The 19,947-nt window shown below is 63.2% G+C and carries 19 protein-coding genes; 3 read left to right on the top strand and 16 right to left on the bottom strand.

Annotated features, from left to right (window positions below; translation table 11 throughout):
* Window positions 1-4: 4 nt before the first annotated feature.
* Together SC1_RS05185 and SC1_RS05180 are read right to left on the bottom strand one after the other, a co-directional pair.
* Window positions 5-1,672 carry an MFS transporter gene (locus tag SC1_RS05185; protein ID WP_062178488.1) on the bottom strand — a complete coding sequence of 556 codons (1,668 nt, stop codon included), beginning with the start codon at window positions 1,670-1,672 and terminating at the stop codon, window positions 5-7.
* A gap of 131 nt (window positions 1,673-1,803) precedes the next feature.
* Window positions 1,804-3,186 carry a DEAD/DEAH box helicase gene (locus SC1_RS05180; RefSeq protein ID WP_062178485.1) on the bottom strand — a complete coding sequence of 461 codons (1,383 nt, stop codon included), beginning with the start codon at window positions 3,184-3,186 and terminating at the stop codon, window positions 1,804-1,806.
* Between the two features lie 359 nt (window positions 3,187-3,545).
* Here SC1_RS05180 and SC1_RS05175 point away from each other — a divergent pair, with 359 nt between their 5' ends.
* On the top strand, window positions 3,546-5,018 hold the full coding sequence (locus SC1_RS05175) for a glycerol kinase (RefSeq protein ID WP_062178482.1): 1,473 nt from the start codon (window positions 3,546-3,548) through the stop codon (window positions 5,016-5,018).
* A 27-nt stretch (window positions 5,019-5,045) separates the two neighbouring features.
* Here the strand turns inward: SC1_RS05175 and rpmE are convergent, their stop codons facing one another.
* The 12 genes from rpmE to rpsB form a co-directional block, all read right to left on the bottom strand.
* Entirely contained in the window at window positions 5,046-5,273 is a 228-nt protein-coding gene (rpmE, locus tag SC1_RS05170; protein ID WP_062178479.1) for a 50S ribosomal protein L31, read from the bottom strand.
* Window positions 5,274-5,387: 114 nt separating this feature from the next.
* On the bottom strand, window positions 5,388-5,867 hold the full coding sequence (gene fabZ, locus SC1_RS05165) for a 3-hydroxyacyl-ACP dehydratase FabZ (RefSeq protein WP_062178476.1): 480 nt from the start codon (window positions 5,865-5,867) through the stop codon (window positions 5,388-5,390).
* Between the two features lie 5 nt (window positions 5,868-5,872).
* Window positions 5,873-6,568, bottom strand: coding sequence for an OmpH family outer membrane protein (locus tag SC1_RS05160; RefSeq protein WP_062178473.1), 696 nt, complete (start codon window positions 6,566-6,568; stop codon window positions 5,873-5,875).
* Entirely contained in the window at window positions 6,568-9,240 is a 2,673-nt protein-coding gene (gene bamA / locus SC1_RS05155; RefSeq protein WP_062178471.1) for an outer membrane protein assembly factor BamA, read from the bottom strand. The genes SC1_RS05160 and bamA overlap by 1 nt, the downstream gene beginning before the upstream one ends.
* A 73-nt stretch (window positions 9,241-9,313) precedes the next feature.
* Window positions 9,314-10,447 carry an RIP metalloprotease RseP gene (gene rseP / locus SC1_RS05150; RefSeq protein WP_062178468.1) on the bottom strand — a complete coding sequence of 378 codons (1,134 nt, stop codon included), beginning with the start codon at window positions 10,445-10,447 and terminating at the stop codon, window positions 9,314-9,316.
* Entirely contained in the window at window positions 10,440-11,600 is a 1,161-nt protein-coding gene (locus tag SC1_RS05145; RefSeq protein WP_062183601.1) for a 1-deoxy-D-xylulose-5-phosphate reductoisomerase, read from the bottom strand. The genes rseP and SC1_RS05145 overlap by 8 nt, the downstream gene beginning before the upstream one ends.
* 4 nt (window positions 11,601-11,604) lie before the next feature.
* Window positions 11,605-12,282, bottom strand: coding sequence for a phosphatidate cytidylyltransferase (locus SC1_RS05140; protein WP_062178467.1), 678 nt, complete (start codon window positions 12,280-12,282; stop codon window positions 11,605-11,607).
* A gap of 3 nt (window positions 12,283-12,285) precedes the next feature.
* A complete protein-coding gene (gene uppS, locus SC1_RS05135; protein WP_083435691.1) occupies window positions 12,286-12,972 on the bottom strand; it encodes a polyprenyl diphosphate synthase in 687 nt (228 codons plus the stop codon).
* A gap of 122 nt (window positions 12,973-13,094) precedes the next feature.
* Window positions 13,095-13,649 (bottom strand): ribosome recycling factor, encoded by a 555-nt coding sequence (gene frr / locus SC1_RS05130; RefSeq protein WP_062178461.1) that lies wholly within the window; start codon window positions 13,647-13,649, stop codon window positions 13,095-13,097.
* 51 nt (window positions 13,650-13,700) lie between these two features.
* Window positions 13,701-14,423 carry a UMP kinase gene (pyrH, locus tag SC1_RS05125; protein WP_062178459.1) on the bottom strand — a complete coding sequence of 241 codons (723 nt, stop codon included), beginning with the start codon at window positions 14,421-14,423 and terminating at the stop codon, window positions 13,701-13,703.
* 112 nt (window positions 14,424-14,535) lie between these two features.
* Window positions 14,536-15,462: a translation elongation factor Ts gene (gene tsf / locus SC1_RS05120; RefSeq protein ID WP_062178456.1), complete on the bottom strand. Its 927-nt coding sequence runs from the start codon at window positions 15,460-15,462 to the stop codon at window positions 14,536-14,538.
* Window positions 15,463-15,592: 130 nt separating this feature from the next.
* Window positions 15,593-16,426, bottom strand: coding sequence for a 30S ribosomal protein S2 (gene rpsB / locus SC1_RS05115; RefSeq protein WP_062178453.1), 834 nt, complete (start codon window positions 16,424-16,426; stop codon window positions 15,593-15,595).
* 313 nt (window positions 16,427-16,739) lie between these two features.
* Between rpsB and SC1_RS05110 the strand changes: the two genes are divergently transcribed.
* Window positions 16,740-17,000: a hypothetical protein gene (locus SC1_RS05110; protein WP_062178451.1), complete on the top strand. Its 261-nt coding sequence runs from the start codon at window positions 16,740-16,742 to the stop codon at window positions 16,998-17,000.
* Here SC1_RS05110 and SC1_RS05105 read toward each other — a convergent pair.
* Both SC1_RS05105 and SC1_RS05100 read right to left on the bottom strand, forming a co-directional pair.
* Window positions 16,984-17,736 carry a phosphatidylcholine/phosphatidylserine synthase gene (locus SC1_RS05105; RefSeq protein WP_238586581.1) on the bottom strand — a complete coding sequence of 251 codons (753 nt, stop codon included), beginning with the start codon at window positions 17,734-17,736 and terminating at the stop codon, window positions 16,984-16,986. The genes SC1_RS05110 and SC1_RS05105 overlap by 17 nt on opposite strands.
* Window positions 17,737-17,757: 21 nt before the next feature.
* Window positions 17,758-18,492 carry a phosphatidylserine decarboxylase gene (locus SC1_RS05100; protein WP_062178447.1) on the bottom strand — a complete coding sequence of 245 codons (735 nt, stop codon included), beginning with the start codon at window positions 18,490-18,492 and terminating at the stop codon, window positions 17,758-17,760.
* Between the two features lie 176 nt (window positions 18,493-18,668).
* Here SC1_RS05100 and SC1_RS05095 point away from each other — a divergent pair, with 176 nt between their 5' ends.
* Window positions 18,669-19,883: an NADP-dependent isocitrate dehydrogenase gene (locus SC1_RS05095; RefSeq protein WP_062178444.1), complete on the top strand. Its 1,215-nt coding sequence runs from the start codon at window positions 18,669-18,671 to the stop codon at window positions 19,881-19,883.
* Window positions 19,884-19,947: the final 64 nt, after the last annotated feature.

The following is a 19,947-nucleotide window of genomic DNA, read 5'->3' as shown; positions in this document are numbered from 1 at the left end:
TATCCTAAGGATGAAGCGACCGGCGGAAGGTTTCGGGCAGGAAGAGTAGCCCGATGACCAGGGTTATCACCGCGACGATCACCGGATACCACAGGCCATAATAGATATTGCCTGTCGCGGCGACCATCGCGAACGCCGTCGTCGGCAGGAAGCCGCCGAACCAGCCATTGCCGATGTGATAGGGCAGCGACATCGCGGTGTAGCGGATGCGGCTGGGAAACAGTTCGACCAGCAGCGCCGCGATCGGACCGTAAACCATCGTCACGAGCAGCACGAGGTAGAAGAGAATCGCAACGACCAGCGGCTTGTTCATCGCATCGAGATCGGCCTTGGCAGGATAGCCCGCAGCGGCGGTCGCGGCGGAAAGCTCCTTGCGGAACGCTTCGGCCGCGGCGGCGCGGTCTTCCTCTGCGAGCCGCCAAGGCTCAGGCGCGACGAGCACACGATTGCCGACCCAAACGTCTGCGGCCTCGCCGGTGCGACGCGGGCGCGTCACGCTGGTGTAGCTGACGCCAGCCTTGGCGAGCGCCGACTTGGCGATATCGCAGCCGGTGCTTTCGAATTTTTCCTTGCCGATCGGATCGAACTGGAACGCGCAGGCGCCGGGGTCGGCGTTGACCTTTACCGCAGCGGTCGCCTGCGCCTTTGCCATCGCGGGATTGGCGGCTTCGGTCAGCATATGGAACGCCGGGAAATAGGTGATCGCGGCGAGCGCGCAGCCCGCGAGGATGATCGGCTTGCGTCCGATCTTGTCGCTGAGCCAGCCGAAGAAGATGAAGAAAGGCGTACCGAGCGCGAGCGCAATGGCGATCAGGATGTTCGCGGTCGCGCCATCGACCTTCAGCGTCTTTTCGAGAAAGAAGAGCGCATAGAATTGCCCCGAGTACCAGACCACCGCCTGCCCCGCGACCGCCCCGAAGAGCGCGACGACGACCCATTTCAGGTTTTCCCAGCGACCGAATGCCTCGGTCAGCGGAGCTTTGGAGGTCGTGCCCTCCTCCTTCATCTGCTTGAAGACCGGGCTTTCCTCGAGCTGGAGGCGGATCCACAGCGACACGCCGAGCAGAATGACCGAGATCAGGAAGGGAATACGCCAGCCCCAGTCGGCGAAGGCTGCCTCGCCCATTGCCGAGCGAATGACGATCACGACGCCGAGCGCCGCGAACAGCCCGAGCGTCGCGGTTGTCTGGATAAAGCTGGTGAAGAGGCCGCGTTTGCCGTCGGGGGCATGTTCGGCGACATAAGTGGCGGCGCCGCCATATTCACCGCCGAGCGCGAGCCCCTGAACGAGGCGCAGCAGCACAAGCAGGATCGGCGCCGCAACCCCGATCGAGGTATAGCTGGGCAGCACGCCGACGAGGAAGGTCGAGGCGCCCATCAGGCCCATGGTGACCAGAAAGGTGTTCTTGCGCCCGACGAGATCGCCGATGCGCCCGAAGACGAGCGCACCGAATGGCCTTACGGCAAAACCCGCGGCAAAGGCCGCGAGTGCGAAAATGAAACCGGTGGTTTCGTTGACGCCCGAAAAAAATTGCGCCGAGATGATCGTCGCGAGCAAGCCGTAGAGGTAGAAGTCATACCATTCGAACACCGTGCCAAGCGACGAGGCCAGGATGACCTTTCGTTCGCTCTGCCGGGCATCGACCGTAACTGCTGCTCCGCCTTCGGCCATCCTTCACCCCTCTCATACGCCCCGCCATTTTGCCGGGCTTTTGTTTGAGCGAGGAATAGCGAAGCTGGCTTGCACCGAGCTTTCGTCCCCCTCTCAAAGAGAGGGGGAACCTAGCGGCGCGGTTGCTCGCGTCAACCGACGCGCTTCACCGCACCCTTATGCGCTCCGACGCTTTTGTTGCGCGGGCGAAAACGGCGCTTGCGCTGACCTTCGGCGCCTTCGCCGGCGGGCGCATTGTCGCGGCGCGGACCGCGATCGCCGCGCGGCTTGTTGCCGTCGCGGCCGCGCAGCGCGTCTTCGCGCTGGCGCTGCGGGTTGCGGCCCTGGCTGCCAGTGTCGCGCGGCGGCTGAGCCGGCTTTGGCAGGTTACGCACCAGCTCGTTGAAATTCTCCGGCAGCGGCATCGGCTCGGACTTGCTCCGCGTCACGCGCTCGATGTCGCGCATATAGGGACGCTCATCGGGCGCGATGAAGCTGATCGCCTTGCCCTCGGCGCCGGCGCGCGCGGTGCGGCCGATGCGGTGGACATATTGTTCGGGAACGTTCGGGATCTCGAAGTTGATCACATGGCTGACGCCCGATACGTCGATGCCGCGTGCGGCGATGTCGGTCGCGACGAGCAGCTTGATGTCGCCCGAACGGAACGCCTGCAGCGCGTGGGTGCGCTGCGACTGGCTCTTGTTGCCATGGATCGCCATCGCCTTGATGCCTGCACCCGCGAGATGGCGCACGACGCGGTCGGCGCCATGCTTGGTGCGGGTAAAGATCAATGCGCGGTCGATATCTTCGCTGGCGATGACCGAGTGCAGCAGCGCCTGCTTTTCCTTCTGTTCGACGAAGGTCGAATATTGGCTGATCTTTTCGACCGTGGTCGCCGCGGGGGTGACCGACACGGTGACCGGATCTTCGAGGAACTGTTCGGCCAGATGCGCAATCTCCTTCGGCATCGTCGCCGAGAAGAAGAGGTTCTGGCGGCGCGAAGGCAGCAGCTTGGCGATGCGGCGCAGCGAGTGGATGAAGCCCATGTCCATCATCTGGTCGGCTTCGTCGAGGACGAAGATTTCGACGTCGTCGAGACGCAGGGCGCGCTGGTCGATCAGGTCGAGTAGACGGCCGGGAGTGGCGACGAGAATGTCGACGCCGCCCGAAAGGTCACGGATCTGCTTGTTGATCGGTACGCCGCCAAAGACGGTCGAGACGCTGAGCTTGGTAAAGCGGCCATAGTCGCGGCAGCTCTGCGCGATCTGCGCAGCAAGTTCGCGCGTCGGCGCGAGAACGAGCATGCGGCAGCTCCGCGGATTGGCGCGGTGCGGATAGGTCAGGAGGTGATGGATCGAGGGCAGCGAGAAGCCGGCGGTCTTGCCGGTACCGGTCTGCGCGATGCCGCACAGGTCGCGGCCCTTCATCAGCGGCGGGATCGCCTGCGTCTGGATCGGGGTCGGCTGGGTATAATCCTTGGCGGCAAGCGCGCGATTAATGTCGGCGTGCAGGCCAAAGTCGTTAAAAGTCGTCATAAGATACTCACATAGGGCGACGCGCAGGCGCATCCGTTCGCATCGAACGGACGGCGCACGGCCGCGGGTTCGAAACGACCCGCGTGAAAGGGTGCCTCTGGGGACAAAGCGCTGGTCCGGCTCGTCCCGCGCCTGATTTGGACGGGAAAATCACGCTGCCGGTGGTTGCGGCGGGTGGCCCCGCCATGCTGCGCTGCACAATATATGGCATATGGCGCGCAGTTTTGCAAGCGCCGACAAGCTGCTTACCTATTCCGTTCGCCCTGAGCTTGTCGAAGGGCCGTTCTTTCTGCATCGTAGATGGAAGAAAAGGACGGTGCTTCGACAAGCTCAGCACGAACGGATGAGGGGATAGTGCTTTGACAGAGAAGATCATCGTCATCGACGAAGGCACGACGTCGACGCGAACGATGCTATTCGACGCCGACGGCACTCCGCTCGGCAGCGCGCAACGCGAAATCCGGCAGCATTATCCCGGTCCCGGACTTGTCGAACATGACGCCGCCGAAATCTGGGAGGCCACGCTCGCTTGCACACGCGAGATGATCGCACAGGCGGGCGGCGCCGATCATATCGCCGCGATCGGGATCACCAACCAGCGCGAGACGGTAGTATTCTGGGACCGCACGACTGGCGAGCCGCTCGCGCACGCAATGGTGTGGCAGGACCGGCGCTCGGCGGCGGATTGCGCGGCACTGAAAGAGGCGGGCCATGAGCCCATGGCACAAGCGAAGAGCGGCCTGCTGCTCGATCCCTATTTCTCGGGGACCAAGATCGGCTGGGCGCTGAAGCATTGGCCGCAGCTCAAGGAAGCTGGCGACCGGCTTGCCGTCGGGACGGTCGAATCCTACCTCATCTATCGGCTGACCGGCGGCGTACATGTCAGCGATGCAAGCAACGCATCGCGCACGCTGCTGATGGACATCAACGGTCAGGGCGGCTGGGACGAAGAACTCTGCGGCCTGCTCGGCGTACCGATGGGACTCCTTCCCGAAATCGCCGGCTGCACGACGCGCGTGGGCACGACCGATCCGACGCTGTTCGGTGGTGCCATCCCGATCTGCGGCATGGCGGGCGACCAGCAGGCGGCGACGATCGGCCAGGCATGCCTGTCGCCGGGACAGACGAAAGCGACCTTCGGCACCGGTGCCTTCATCCTGTCGGCGAGTGGAACGGCGCGGCCGCAATCGAAAAACCGACTGCTTGCGACGGTGCTGGTGCAGGAAGGCGACGTCCGCTCCTATGCGCTCGAAGGATCGGTATTCGTCGCCGGAAGCCTGATCAAATGGCTACGCGACGGCCTAGGCCTGCTCGCCAGCGCGAGCGAGAGCGAGGGCCTTGCACGGTCGGTCGCCGACAATGGCGGCGTCTATCTTGTCCCTGCCCTCACCGGGCTTGGCGCGCCGCACTGGCGCCCCGATGCCCTTGCCGCCCTGTCGGGGCTGAATTTTGCGACAACGAAGGCCCATGTCGCGCGCGCGGCGCTCGAAGCGCAGGCCTATCAGGCGCATGACCTGAAGTCGGCGTTCGCGGCCGACGGCGTCGACTGGGCCGAGGTTCGGATCGACGGCGGCATGGCGGCGAACGACTGGATGGCGCAGGATCTGGCCGACATGCTCGACATCGCGGTCGAGCGGCCCGATTTCGTCGAGAGCACTGCGCTTGGCGCCGCGATGCTCGCCGCGACCGGTGCGGGGCTCTATGCGGACCTCGCGAGCGCCGCCGGGGCGATGCGCGGCACCGCGACCCGCTTTACACCGGCGATCGAGGCCCAGAAACGCAAAACGCGCCTTGCCGGCTGGCAAAGCGCGCTTGCAAAAGTCCTGGGCTGACCCCCGCAATCGCGGAGGTTCGCACCATCAACGCTTGAGCGACAGACCGCCGAAACGCTTGTTGAACTTCGCGACCTGACCACCCGCATCGAGCAGACGTCCGGTGCCGCCGGTCCACGCCGGGTGCGCGGTGGGGTCGATTTCGAGCGTCATCGTGTCGCCCTCTTTGCCCCAGGTCGAGCGCGTCTGATATTCGGTGCCATCGGTCATCTTGACCGTGATCATGTGATAGTCGGGATGCGTATCTTTTTTCATGTCTCAAGCTCCTGTGCCGCTGGTTTCCGACCAGCCGCGTGAGTCGTTGCTTCCCCGTCCGGGGCCGCGAAGCGGCGTCCCCTAACGGCGAAAGCCTAAATTTGCAAGGGTTGGTTAGTTGCTCGGCGGATCGGCGATCATTGCGGTGAATTGGCATTCCGCAGCGAGTGCGCCGTTCAGCATCGCGTTGCCCTCGAACTTGCAGATATTCCGCTTTGCCTGGAGGATGGTGACGTGCAGGTCGAGCAGAACGCCGGGTTCCACGGGCTTGCGGAACTTCACCCCGTCGATACCCATGAAATAGACCAGCTTGCCCGAACCGCCAAGGCCGAGAGACTCAACCGCAAGGATGCCGCCCGCCTGCGCCAGCGCCTCGACGATGAGGACGCCGGGCATGATCGGCCGGCCGGGGAAATGGCCCTGGAAAAAGGGCTCGTTCATCGTCACCGCCTTGACCGCGTGGATCGAGGTGTCCTTCACCATCGATTCCACCCGGTCGACGAGCAGCATCGGATAACGATGCGGCAGCAGCGTCAGGATCCGGCGGATATCCACCGGACCCATTGCGCCGTCCGAAATTTCCCCGTCAGCCATCGATCTTAGCGGGTCGTCGGAGCGGTGCCCGTCGGCGCCGGAGCCGGCGTCGCGGGACGCGTGCCCTGGGCGGCGCGTGCCTGATCCATCAACTGCTGGTTGCGCTGCTGAACCAGCTGGCCGGGCTGATAGCCGGCCGGAACCGCAGTCGACACGGTCGGCAGGATGCGGTTGAGTTCGGCAACCACAGCGTCGGTGATGTCGACATTGTTTTCGCGCGCAATCACCGCTTCGGGATTGATCAGCAGGTCGACCTTTTTCGCGGTCATCGCCGCCTTGATCGCTTCGTTCATGCGAACGCTGATCTGATCCTCGACATAAGAAATGGCGAGGTCGACGGGCGCGCCGATCTGGCTGAGTTCAGTCTGCGCGGCCTGACGCTTGTCCTGAATGGCCTTACCTGCCGCCTGCGCCGCGGCCTGGTTAACCGGGGTTTTCTTCGCCTCTTCGTTATATTTGGCGATCAGGACGTTGATTTCAGCCTGCAGCGTCTGGCTGCGCGACTGCTGCTGGTCGATCTGCGCCTTGTACGTCGTTTCGATCTGCGTCGAGGCAGCCTGGAAAGCGTTCGAACGCGCGGCGGCGATGCGGACGTCGGCGACGGCGACGCCCTTTGCCTGCGCGATGGCGGGGGCCGACAGGATGGGCGAAACCGACAGCGTGGCCATCGCCAGCGCCGACGCGACAAGAATTTTCTTCATTAGAATTGGGTTCCTACATTGAATGAGAAGCGTTTGGTATCATCGCCCTCTTCTTTGCGAAGGGCGTAAGCGAAATCGATCCGGAACGGACCAAACGGAGAATTCCAGTTGACGCCGGCACCGATCGACACGCGCGGCATCCAAGTGTCGCCGAAGAAGCGTTCCTCGAACGGCGCGAGGTTAGACGTGAAGCCGTTCGCGGTGGCGCAAGTCGTATACTGACCCGACGGCGTACCGTCGCCATTCGGAGTATTGGTCGCGAAAACCTGCTGGCCGGTGTCGGGGTTACGGCACAGATTTTTTGTGAGCCCGTCGGCGGAGTCGAAGAAGTTTGCCAGCGTCGTCAACGCTGGCTTGCGTACGCTGAACACCGAACCGACATCGAGGAAGATCGACGGCCGCAGCCCCAGTTCCTTCGCGCCGGTCCCCAGCGGAATATCGAGTTCGAGCCGGCCCTGATAATAAGCGCGCCCACCGAGCGCGTCGTCGATCTGCCCCCGATCGCCATTGGCGTCCGTGACGACAATGGGGTTGACAGGATCGCTATTGTTGACCGAATAACGAATGACGCGCGGACCGACGCCGCGAATGTCGAAGCCGCGCATCTGCGGTTCGCCGAGGAAGAAGCGATCGGTCAGGCGGACCTTGTCGCTCGTCGGCGTCGGACGGCTACCGAACGGATAGATATAGCCGCCTTCAGCCGAGAGATTGAGAATGAAGCGGCTGCCGAGATTGAAGTGCTTCGAACCCGAGAGGCGGGTGCGGACATATTTTACGCTGCCGCCGAGGCCCGCGAAATCCTGGCTGAGCGACAGCGACTGGCCGCGCGTCGGGCGCAGGCGGTTATCGCGGTCGTCATAGGCAAGCGTGTAGCCAAGCAGCGACGTCGTGCGGTTGCCGATCGCATCGCAAAGATAGCGGCCGGCCACGAGCGGATCGCACTCGTTGCCGAAATAATAGATCCCTTTGTCGAGCGTCACATCGTCGAAGTTGATGCTGTACCGCGCGAAGAATGACATGAACTCGGTCAGCGGCACGCCGGCGTTGATCTGCGCCCCGGTCGTAACCTGCTGGAAGGTCGTCCGGCGGTCATTGTTGATGAAGTTGAACGAGTTCAAATCGCGGCGATAGATGCTGCCACCCACCGAGATGTTGCGGTCGAACAGATAGGGCTCGGTGAAACCGAGTTCGATCGACTTTGAATAGCTCGAATAGTTGACCGACGCCTGGAGCTGCTGGCCGAGGCCGCGGAAGTTGCGCTGGCGGATCGACGCCTGGAGCAGGAAATTCTCGATCGACGAGAAACCGGCCGACAGCGACAGTTCGCCCGTCGGCTTTTCCTCGACATTGGTTTCGAGAATGATGCGGTCGGGCGTGGTGCCTTCCTTGCGCTCGATTTCCAGATTTTCCTGGAAATAGCCAAGGCTGTTGATGCGGCTTTCGGTGCGTTTGATGCCGAAGCTGTTGAACGCGTCGCCTTCGTTCAGACGGAATTCGCGGCGCACGACCTTGTCGTGGGTCAGCGTGTTGCCGTTGACGTCGATACGCTCGACGTAGGTACGCGGGCTTTCAGCGACGTTGAAAGTGATCGCCATCGTCCGCGTTTCGGGATCGCGGCGGAATTCGGGATTGATATCGGCAAAGGCATAGCCGAACAGGCCTGCGGTTTCGCTGAGGCTTTCGACCGTGTCCTCGACCAGCTTTGCATCATACCAGTCGCCGGTGTGCATCGGCAGCAGCTTTTTCAGCATTTCGGGCTGGAAGTCGCGGATTTCGCTCTTCACATCGACGTCGCTGAATTTGTAGCGCTCGCCTTCCTCGACCACATAGGTGATGATGAAGTCCTGCTTGTTGCTCGTCAGCTCCGCAACCGCCGAAATCACGCGGAAATCAGCGTAACCGTTGGAAAGGTAAAAGAGGCGCAGCTTTTGCTGGTCATAGGCCAGGCGATCGGGGTCGTAGCTGGTGTTCGACGACAGGATCGTCATCAGGCTCGACTGCTTCGTCGCCATCTCGCCCTTAAGCTCACCATCGCTGAACTTCTCGTTGCCGATGATGTTGATCTGGCGGACCTTCGATTTCGGTCCTTCGTTGATTTCGAAGACGACATCGACGCGGTTCTGGTCGAGCGAGACCATCTTGGGCTCGACCGTCGCGGCAAAGCGGCCCTGACGCTTGTAGAGTTCGATGATGCGCGCGACGTCCGCGCGGACTTTCGAACGCGTGAATATCTGGCGCGGCGCGAGCTTGATCTCGGGGCGGATCTTGTCTTCCTTCAGGCGCTTGTTGCCTTCAAGGATGACGCGGTTGATGACCGGATTTTCGGTAACCTGAATCTGCAGCGCGCCGGCGTTGTCGGTGATCTGGAAATCCTTGAACAACTCGGTCGCGGCAAGGTCCTTCAGCGCCTGGTCGAGCACCGAGCGGTCATATTGCTGACCGACGCGCAAACGCAGGTACGACAGGATCGTCTGCGCCTCGAGCCGCTGATTACCGACGACCGTGATCGACTTGACCGTCGTCGCAGCCGGAGCTGCTTCGGGTGCCGGAGCCGGTACGGTCGGCGGCGCGACTTCCTGCGCCATCACCGGCGTCGCCAGCATCGTACCTGCCATGAGGAGGGCCGACAGCTGTGTCCGCGCCGAGAGTTTGTGTGAAGCCACGCTGTTCATCCCGAAAAAATAACTCAAAAGCGACAAACCCGCCTGACCGCGGGTTCGCGCGCCACTCCCTGCCCCAGACTCGCTAGCCAATCAAGCGCGCGATCCCGTCCCACAAGCCCAATGAGCCCAAATCATTGAAAGTCACGACCAGCATCAGCGTAACGACCGCCGCAAAGCCGAATCGAAACGCCCATTCCTGGACCTGCGGCGGCGCTGGGCGCCGGCGGACCGCTTCATAGGCGAAGAAGAGCAAATGACCACCATCAAGCATGGGCAATGGCAAGAGATTGATGAACCCCAGATTGATGGAAATCAGGGCGATGAAGAATATCAGCGACGCGAGACCGAGCGTCGCAGCCTGCCCGGAAATCTCGGCAATCTTGACCGGTCCGTTCATGTCCTTGATCGACCGGCGCCCGGTCAGGAACTGGCCGAGCACCTCGCCCGTCTGCCGGACGATCTGCCAGGTCTGATGGAGCCCGACCGCGGGCGCCTCGATCAGCGAAACCGGCTGCAATTCCTGCGCGGGAGGCGCGAGGCCGAGGATCGCGCGCTCATATTCCTTGCCGAACGGGTCCTTATCCTTGACCAGTCGCGGGGTCAGTTCGACCGAACGCTCGCTTCCGCTACGCAGAATACGCACCTGCAACGCCTCGCCGGGGCGATGCGCAACCGCCATCGGGATGTCGCCAAAGGTCTCGATCGAACGGCCCTCGATCGACACGATCCGGTCGCCGATGCGCAGTCCCGCGGCATCCGCCGCCGATCCCGCCTCGATCCCGCCCGCGACGGGCGGGGTCACCGGCTTGCCGCCCATCCACGCGAACCCCGCGAGGATCAGGATCGCAAAGAGGAAATTGGTCACCGGGCCCGCCGCAACGATCAGCGAGCGCTTCCACACCGGCTGCGCGGGGAACGTGTGCGACTTTTCCTCGGTGGGTAAGGATTGCCAGTTCGCGTCGGGCTGGCTGACCGCGTCGCGGTCGCCCGCGAACTGGACATAGCCGCCGAGCGGCAGCCAGCCGATTTTCCATTCGGTGCCGCGCTTGTCGGTCCAGCCAAGAATCTTGCGTCCGAAACCGATCGAAAAGGCATCCGCCTTCACCCCACACCAGCGGCCGACAATATAATGCCCATATTCGTGCACGAACACGAGCGGCCCGAGTACGAGCAGGAAAGCGAGAACCGTGAAGGCGAAACCCGGGGTCTCAAGCATGTTCTAATTGGTCCACAAATTGTTGGGCAGCCGCCCGGGATGCCGCATCGACGCTGAATATGTCCTGAAGCGACGTGGGCACGGCGGGCGCTTCGGCGTCGATCACGCGGCGCACTGTGTCGACGATTGCGGGGAAGGAAATGCGTCCCGCGAGGAAAGCGGCGACCGCCACCTCGTTGGCGGCGTTGAGCTGTGCCGGACGTGCCCCGCCCTCCGCAATCGCGGCGCGGCAGAGCGCGGTCGCGGGAAAGCGAACTTCGTCGGGCGCCTCGAAATCGAGCCGTGCGATACTCGCAAGGTCCAGCGGCGCACATGGGGTAGCCATGCGTTGCGGCCAGGCAAGCGCGCTGCTGATCGGGATCCGCATGTCGGGCGAGCCGAGCTGCGCGAGCGTGGAGCAGTCGATATATTCGACGAGGCTGTGGATTACCGATTGGGGGTGGACGAGTATCTCGATCCGATCGAGCCCCACCGGGAACAGATGATGCGCCTCGATCAGTTCCAGGCCCTTGTTCATCATGGTGGCCGAATCGACGCTGATCTTGGCGCCCATCGACCAATTGGGGTGCGCAACGGCCTGTGCCGGGGTCACGCGCGCCATGTCTTCGGCACTCATCGTCCGAAAGGGGCCACCGCTTGCGGTCAGGATGATACGCCGCACCTGATCGATGCGCCCGCCCGCAAGGCACTGGAAGATCGCATTATGCTCGCTGTCGACGGGCAGGATCGTTGCGCCCGACTTGCGTGCCGCCGCAGTCATCAATTCGCCCGACGAAACGAGCGCTTCCTTGTTGGCAAGCGCGACATCGGTTCCGGCTTCAAGCGCGGCCATGGTCGGCGCGAGCCCGGCAGTTCCCACAATCGCGGCCATTACGAGGTCGGTCGGGCGCTGCGCCGCTTCAACGAGCGCTTCGGCGCCAGCAGCGATTTCGATGCCCGTACCGGCGAGTGCATCGCGGAGTTCGCCATAACGGTCTTCGTCGGCGATCACCGCGATGTCGGGGCGGAACTCCTTTGCAAGCTTGGCCAGTTCCGCGACGTCGCTATGGGCTGTCAGCACCCCCATCTGCCAAGCCTCGCCATCGCGCCGCACAAGATCGAGGGTCGATTGCCCGACCGATCCCGTCGCGCCGAACAGCGAAAGGCGGCGCATCATATCAGGCCGCCGCCCGCACGGCGATCTGGCCCGCGAAAGCGAGCAGTCCGAGCAGAAGCGCAACCGGCAGCACGCCATCGACGCGGTCGAAGAGGCCGCCATGCCCGGGGATCAGCCTACCCGAATCCTTGACGCCCGCGCGGCGCTTCATCCAGCTTTCGCCAAGGTCGCCGAGTTGCGCGAGCAGTCCCATGAACAGGCCGATCCACAGCGGAACGCCGATGATGCCAGCACGGTCGCCGATCGTTGCGCTGGCAATGAGCGCCGCGACCATGCCGCCGATCAGCCCCGACCAGGTCTTCGACGGGCTGATTTTCGGCGCTAGGCGTGCGCCGCCAAAGGAGCGACCGGCGAAATAGGCGCCGATATCGGTTGCCCACACCATGCCGAACACCCAGAGCGCGGCCGTCATGCCGAGCGCATCGCGAATGAACCATAGTCCCGCCATGGCGCCGAGGACGAGGAGAGGACCGAGGATATTGAATCCGATCCTGGCACCCCCGCCAAGCGTCATCGCCTTTACGAGTTGGAACCATTCGACGAGGACGAGCGCGCCGCCGACGAGCAGCAGCAAGCCGAATGCGAGGCCGCCGAACCAGAGCGCGGCGCCCGCGATCACGAACAGGACGAGCGCCGATCCGATCCGTACCCAAAGATCCGATTTAACCGCTGCCGCCATGCCCTAAAGTCCCCCGTAACGGCGGTCGCGCCGCGCAAATTGGTCGAGCGCTGCCTTGAGATCGGCCGGTTTGAAGTCCGGCCACAAGGTATCGGTGAAATAGAGTTCTGCATAGGCCGACTGCCAGAGCAGGAAATTCGAGAGCCGCACCTCGCCCGACGTTCGGATGAGCAGGTCGAGCGGCGGCATGTCGGCTGTATCGAGATGCGCGGCAATCGCTTCCTCGGTGATCGCGCCTTCCGCGGCGGCGGCCGTGGCGGCGCGGACCAGTTCGTCCTGTGCGCCATAGTTGAGCGCAACGGCGAGCGTCGTGCGCTTGTTGCCCGCCGTGCGTTCGAGCGCATTCTCGATCAGTTTGACGACATCGGGCGCAAGCGCGCGCCAGTTGCCGATCACCTTCAGCTTCACGTCGTTCGCGGCGAATTCGTCGAGGTCGGACAGGATGAAGCGCTTCATCAGCCCCATCAGGTCGCTGACCTCTTCCTCGGGCCGCTTCCAGTTCTCCGACGAGAAGGCGTACAGCGTCATCGCCTCGATGCCGAGGTCGCCCGCCGCGCGGACGATCGTGCGCACCGCCTCGACCCCGGCCTTGTGCCCGGCGACGCGCGGCAGAAAGCGCTTCTTGGCCCAGCGGCCATTGCCGTCCATGATGATAGCGACATGGCGTGCGCCGTGATCGGGAACAGTCACAGGCAGAACCTAAAAGCCCGCTCGCCCTGAGCTTGTCGAAGGACCGTTCTTTCTTTCAGAAGAAAAGGACGGGGCTTCGACAGGCTCAGCCCGAACAGAAGAGAGGTAAGCGCGGATAAGCACTAGCCCAGGATTTCCTTTTCCTTGGCGGTCGCGGCAGCGTCGATTTCGGCGATCGTCGCGTCGGTCAGCTTCTGGACCTCGGTCTCCGAACGCTTGCGATCGTCCTCGCTGATTTCCTTCTTATTCTCGTCGGCTTTCAGATTGTCCATGCCATCGCGGCGAACGTTGCGGACCGCGACGCGCGCCTTTTCGGCGTATTGGCCCGCGAGCTTGGACAGTTCCTTGCGGCGTTCCTGCGTCATTTCGGGGATCGGCAGGCGCAGCACCTGACCGTCGACGATCGGATTGAGGCCAAGCCCCGCCGAGCGGATCGCTTTGTCGACCGGGCCGACGTTCGACTTGTCCCACACCTGCACCGACAACATGCGCGGTTCGGGCGCGCTGACCGAGGCGACCTGGTTCAGCGGCATGTGGCTGCCATAGACCTCGACCGTCACCGGATCGAGCAGCGCGGTGTGCGCGCGGCCGGTACGCAGGCCCGAAAGGTCGCTCTTCAGCGATTCGACCGCGCCGTGCATGCGGCGTTCGAGGTCGGCCTTGTCATATTTCGCCATCTGTCTTTCCTCTCTTGATTTGGTCAGGCCGCGTCGCCGGGCGTAATTTCGTTAATCGGCATCGCCGACGACGGTCGAAACACCCTCGCCCGCCAGCACGCGTGCCAGATTGCCTGGCTCGCGAATATTGAACACCACGATCGGGATATGATTGTCGCGGCAGAGCGCCACCGCGCTCGCGTCCATCACCTTCAGATTGTCGGCGAGTACGCGGTCATAGCTCAGCGTGTCGTATCGGACCGCGCTCGCATCCTTCTTGGGATCGGCGTTGTAAACGCCGTCGACGCTGGTGCCCTTGAGCAGCGCATCGCACTTCATTTCGGCGGCACGGAGCGCGGCACCGCTGTCGGTCGTAAAATAGGGAGCGCCGACGCCGGCGGCGAAAATCACTACGCGGCCCTTTTCCATATGACGCTCGGCGCGGCGGCGGATCACCGGCTCGCACACCTTGTCCATCTCGATCGCCGACTGGACGCGCGTTTCGACGCCGAGCTGCTCGAGCGCATTCTGCATCGCGAGCGCATTCATCACGGTCGCCAGCATGCCCATATAGTCGGCCTGCGCGCGGTCCATGCCCTTCGCGGCGCCCGCCATGCCGCGGAAGATATTGCCGCCGCCGATGACGAGGCAGATTTCGAGGCCGCGATCCTTGGCTTCCTTAACCTCGGCCGCCATGCTCGCGACGGTTTCGGGGTCGATGCCGAAGGGACTGGAGCCCATCAGCGCCTCGCCCGACAATTTCAGCAGGATGCGTTTCATGCCGGGCAATGCCATGGGGGAACCTCTTGCAAACTCAATATATGCGAATGGCGCGCACCCTAGAGCGGGCACGCGCCATTGCCAAGCGGACTACCGCGACGAACGCAGCAATCCGGATCTTCTTTTATCAGACGCCAGCGACGGCCGCGACTTCCGCCGCGAAATCGCTTTCTTCCTTCTCGATGCCTTCACCGAGCTGGAAGCGGACGAAGCTCTTGAGCGTGATCGTCGCGCCGACATCCTTGCCGGCTGCGGCAACGACTTCGGCGACCGGCGTCTTGCCGTCCATCACGAAGAGCTGCGACAGGAGCGCGTTTTCCTTGCGGAACTTCGCGATCGCACCGTCGACCATCTTCGACACGATTTCGGCGGGCTTGCCCGACTGAGCAGCCTTTTCTTCGGCGATCGCGCGTTCGCGGGCAACCATGTCGGCGTCAAGATCATCGCCGTTCAGCGCCAGCGGGTTCGCAGCAGCGACGTGCATCGCGAGCTGCTTGCCGAGCGGTTCGAGAACGTCGGCGCCAGCGGTCGATTCGAGCGCGACGAGCACGCCGATCTTGCCCATGCCGGGCGCGGCGGCGTTGTGGACATAGCCCGTGACGACGCCCGAGTTCACCGAGACGATCACCGAACGGCGCAGCGACTGGTTTTCACCGATCGTCGCGATGTTGCTGGTCAGCTTTTCCGCGACCGTGCCGCCCGACGGGTAAGCAGCAGCGCCGAGCGCTTCGATGTCCGAGATGTTGCCGGCGAGCGCGACCTGCGTCACGTCGCGGACGAATTCCTGGAACTGCTCGTTCTTGCCGACGAAGTCGGTTTCGCTGTTCACTTCGACCATCGCACCGCGGGTGCCGTCGGTGGCGACGCCAACGAGGCCTTCGGCGGCAACGCGGCCAGCCTTTTTGGCGGCGGCGGCGAGGCCCTTTGTACGGAGCCAGTCGATCGACGCTTCGATGTCACCGTTGTTTTCGGCGAGCGCCTTTTTGCAGTCCATCATGCCTGCGCCCGTGCGGTCGCGCAGTTCCTTGACGAGAGCGGCCGTAATTTCAGCCATGGGATAATCCTTTCAAAAGGGGCGAGCCCATCTGGCCCGCGAGACGCCCGCGCGCATGGCGGGGCGATAAGTCAAAGGGATGACAGGGACAGCGTGGGCGTTACCCGCACTGTCCCGTCATACCCGAGCGTTATGCGTCGCTCTGACGTTCGGTTTCGGCAGCAGCTTCGGCCGGGACCTGTTCGTCCTCGGTCACCGGAGCGGCGGCTTCTTCGGCCAGAACGGGCTCAGCGGTCGGCTCGACAGCGGCGCCAAGATCTTCGCCGCGGTTTGCACGGGCCTGCTGACCACCACGCGTCGCTGCCTGGGCAACGGCATCGCAATAGAGGCGGATGGCGCGCGCGGCGTCATCGTTCGCGGGAACCGGGAACGCGATGCCGTCGGGCGAGACGTTCGAATCGAGGATCGCGACGACGGGGATGCCAAGAACGTTGGCTTCCTTGATCGCCAGCTCTTCCTTGTTCGCGTCGATCACGAACATCACGTCGGGAATGCCGCCCATGTCGCGGATGCCGCCCAGGCTCAGTTCGAGCTTGTCGCGTTCGCGCGTCTTGTTGAGCACTTCCTTCTTGGTGAGGCCCGAGGTGTCGCCCGAAAGCTGCTCTTCGAGCGTCTTGAGGCGCTTGATCGAACCCGAGATCGTCTTCCAGTTGGTGAGCATGCCGCCCAGCCAGCGGTGGTTGACGAAGTGCTGACCCGAAGCGCGGGCCGCATCGGCGATCGCACCCTGCGCCTGGCGCTTGGTGCCGACGAACAGCACCTTGCCGCCAGCGGCCGAGGTCGAGGCGATGAAGTCGAGGGCGCGCGCGAAGAGCGGCACGGTCTGCGACAGGTCAAGAATGTGGATGCCGTTGCGCGCGCCGAAGATGTACGGCTTCATGCGCGGATTCCAACGGTGGGTCTGGTGGCCGAAGTGGGCGCCAGCTTCGATAAGATTCTGCATCGTGACGACAGGTGCCGCCATAGTCTTTCTCCTTCCGGTTGGTCCTCTGGAAAGCAAGAACCGAAGATCCGCAAGCGGACGATCCGGCACCGGTTTATGTGCGCCTTCCATGTGGAATGGGCGGGCCGTTAGCCGCCTTGGCCGTCAAAAGCAAGGGGCGCGCGCCCCTTTTCGCGTTCAACCGATGGCACACGCCGGACTCGGTTCGGCGACAAAGCGACTCCGTTCGTCGCAAAATGCTTGAGAACAAAACGAGAACATGGAACGAAAAGCCCCACGAAACCGTCGCTGGTTAACAAAAGGTTTCGCACATAGAAGCCGAAAGGACAAGATCATGGTTCAGGTCGCAGCCGCTCTCCTCTTCGCCCTCGCCGCCGGCCTCGGCGTGACGGTGATCCTGGCCATGCTCAAGAATAACGAGAATGCGATTCTCTCGGCGCTGATCGGCGAAGGCGCCTTCCCTGCCGAAATGGCACCGCAGTCGGGTCCGCTACCGCAAAAGATCACGCTGCGCCGCTCGCCGGCGCGCCGCGATGCTCCGCGTCCGGTACGCGCAGCCACCCGCATGCAGCCGGCGCTCAGCCGCGCCGCTTGACCTTCGCATAGCTTGCGATGCCGAAAGGCAGCATCGTCAGATAAAGCGCGCAAACCGCAAGCAATGTGTGCCAGGGCGCCGTGACAAGCGCTGCGCCGAGCAGGCCGACGCCAGCCAGCGCGAACAGGCGCCACGATCGGCGAAGCCGGATCGATGACCAGCTATAGGTCGGAATCGCCGAAATCATCAGCATCGCGATGGCAAGCGCCCAGGGCATCACGACATACCATTCACGGAACAGGTCGTTGCCCGTCACCAACCACAGATAGACGGGGACGAACGACAGCCCCGCCCCAGCGGGCGCCGGGATGCCGGTCATGAAGCCCGCCGATTTGTGCGGCTGGAAATCGGCATCCATACGCGAATTGAAGCGCGCGAGACGCAGCGCGCAGCAAACCGCGAGCGCCAGCGCGGCGGTCCAGCCGAATTTGGGAGCATTGGCAAGCGACCAGAGGAACAGGATCATCGCCGGGGCAACACCGAACGCGATCACGTCGGACAGCGAATCGAGTTCGGCGCCGAACTTGCTTTGCGCACGGAGCAGCCGCGCGATGCGCCCGTCCATGCCGTCGAGCACGCCGGCAACGATGATCATCGTCACCGCCGCAGTCCATTCGCCTCCGATCGCAAAGCGTACCCCGGTAAGCCCCGAACAGAGCGCAAGGATCGTGATCGCATTGGGCGCGAAGGCGCGCAGACTGAGCCCGGCGATACGACGCCCCGCGGCGTCAGGCACGATATGATCCTCGTCCGCCACTTATTGCCCGATGCCGTCGATCGTCGCGGCGGTGCCGATGCGCGCGACGACGGTCTCGCCGGCAAGCGTGCGCTGACCGAGCAGCACCTGCGGCGTCGTCCCCGCGGGCAGATAAACGTCGACGCGGCTGCCAAAACGGATCAGGCCAACGCGCTGCCCCGTCGTCAGTTCGTTGCCCATCGTCACGAACGGCATGATGCGCCGCGCGACGAGGCCCGCGATCTGGGTAAAGCCGATGCGCACGCCGTCGGCGCGTTCGACGACGAAATGCTGGCGTTCATTCTCTTCGCTCGCCTTGTCAAGGTCGGCGTTCACGAACTTGCCCGGAATATAGACGAGCTTCCGTAGCGTTCCGGCTACGGGCGTTCGGTTGATGTGGACGTCGAAGACGCTCATGAAAATCGACACGCGCAGCATCGGCGCGGCGCCGAGGCCGTCGGGCCCGGAAATTTCGGGCGGTGGCGGGACTTCGGCAATCTGGGTGACGAGCCCGTCGGCGGGCGCGATGATCACATCGCTGCCGACCGGGGTGACGCGCACCGGATCGCGGAAGAAGGCGCCGACCCAGATCGTCACGCCGAGCATCAGCCAGCCGAGGATTTCCCACCCGAGCAGCCAGAAGCAAAGCGTCACGATTCCAGCGATTAACAGGAACTTGCGCCCTTCGGGATGGACCGAGGGCCAGTGCCATTTGATACCGCCGCCGGGGCGGTTCGAGGATATGATATTCGACATGCCCAGTCTTCTAGGGTCCCACTTCTATACTGACAATGGATAAGGCACGGGCTTTGTTGCCGGCTAGGGTCAGGACCCCAGGTACGACGCAGGTCGCGACGGGGCGGTTGATCAATCGCGCCGCTTTGCCTAAGGCCCGCAGCAACTCCGACTCCCCAAGGAAAAAGGCTGAAAGCATGGGCAAGATCAAGGTAGCCAACCCGGTCGTCGAACTCGACGGCGACGAAATGACCCGGATCATCTGGCAGTGGATCCGCGAGCGACTGATCCTCCCCTATCTCGACGTCGACCTTCATTATTACGACCTCGGCATCGAGGAACGCGACCGCACCGACGACAAGATCACCGTCGAAGCCGCGAACGCGATCAAGAAATATGGCGTCGGCGTGAAGTGCGCGACGATCACCCCCGACGAAGCACGTGTCGAGGAATTCGGCCTCAAGAAGATGTGGAAGTCGCCGAACGGCACGATCCGCAACATCCTGGGCGGCGTGGTGTTCCGCGAACCGATCGTGATGAAGAATGTTCCCCGCCTCGTCCCGGGCTGGACCGACCCGATCGTCGTCGGCCGCCACGCTTTCGGCGACCAGTATAAGGCAACCGATTTCCGCGTTCCCGGCCCCGGCAAGCTCCGCCTGGTTTTCGAAGGCGAAGACGGCACGCTGATCGACGAGGAAGTGTTCCAATTCCCTTCGTCGGGCGTCGCGATGGGGATGTACAATCTCGACGATTCGATCCGCGACTTCGCGCGCGCCAGCCTGAATTATGGCCTAGCCCGCCAGTGGCCGGTGTATCTGTCGACGAAGAACACGATCCTGAAAGCCTATGATGGCCGCTTCAAGGACCTGTTCGAAGAAGTGTTCCAGGCCGAATTCAAGGCGAAGTTCGACGAACTGGGCATCGTGTACGAACACCGCCTGATCGACGACATGGTCGCATCGGCGCTCAAGTGGAGCGGCAAGTTCGTCTGGGCCTGCAAGAATTACGACGGCGACGTCCAGTCGGACACCGTCGCGCAGGGCTTCGGCTCGCTCGGCCTGATGACCAGCGTGCTGATGACCCCCGACGGCCAGACCGTGGAATCGGAAGCTGCGCACGGCACCGTCACCCGCCACTATCGCATGCACCAGCAGGGCAAGGCGACGTCGACCAACCCGATCGCGTCGATCTTTGCGTGGACCGGCGGGCTCAAGCACCGCGGTAAGCTGGACGACAATGCCGCGCTCGTGAAGTTCGCCGACGACCTCGAAAAGGTCTGCGTCGCAACCGTCGAAAGCGGCAAGATGACCAAGGACCTCGCGCTGCTGATCGGTCCCGACCAGAACTGGTTGACCACCGAAGGTTTCTTCGAGGCGATCGTGGAAAACCTCGAAGCCAAAATGGGCAGCTGATAACAACCAAAAAGGTTGGGTTAGACGTCTAGCCAATCGGGGCCGGCCTGCATAAGGTCGGCCC

It is taken from the genome of Sphingopyxis sp. C-1 (assembly GCF_001047015.1).
Taxonomy (GTDB): Bacteria; Pseudomonadota; Alphaproteobacteria; order Sphingomonadales; family Sphingomonadaceae; genus Sphingopyxis.
The sequence above is the reverse complement of the archived record's forward strand: the minus strand, read 5'-3'. Positions and strand labels throughout refer to the sequence as shown.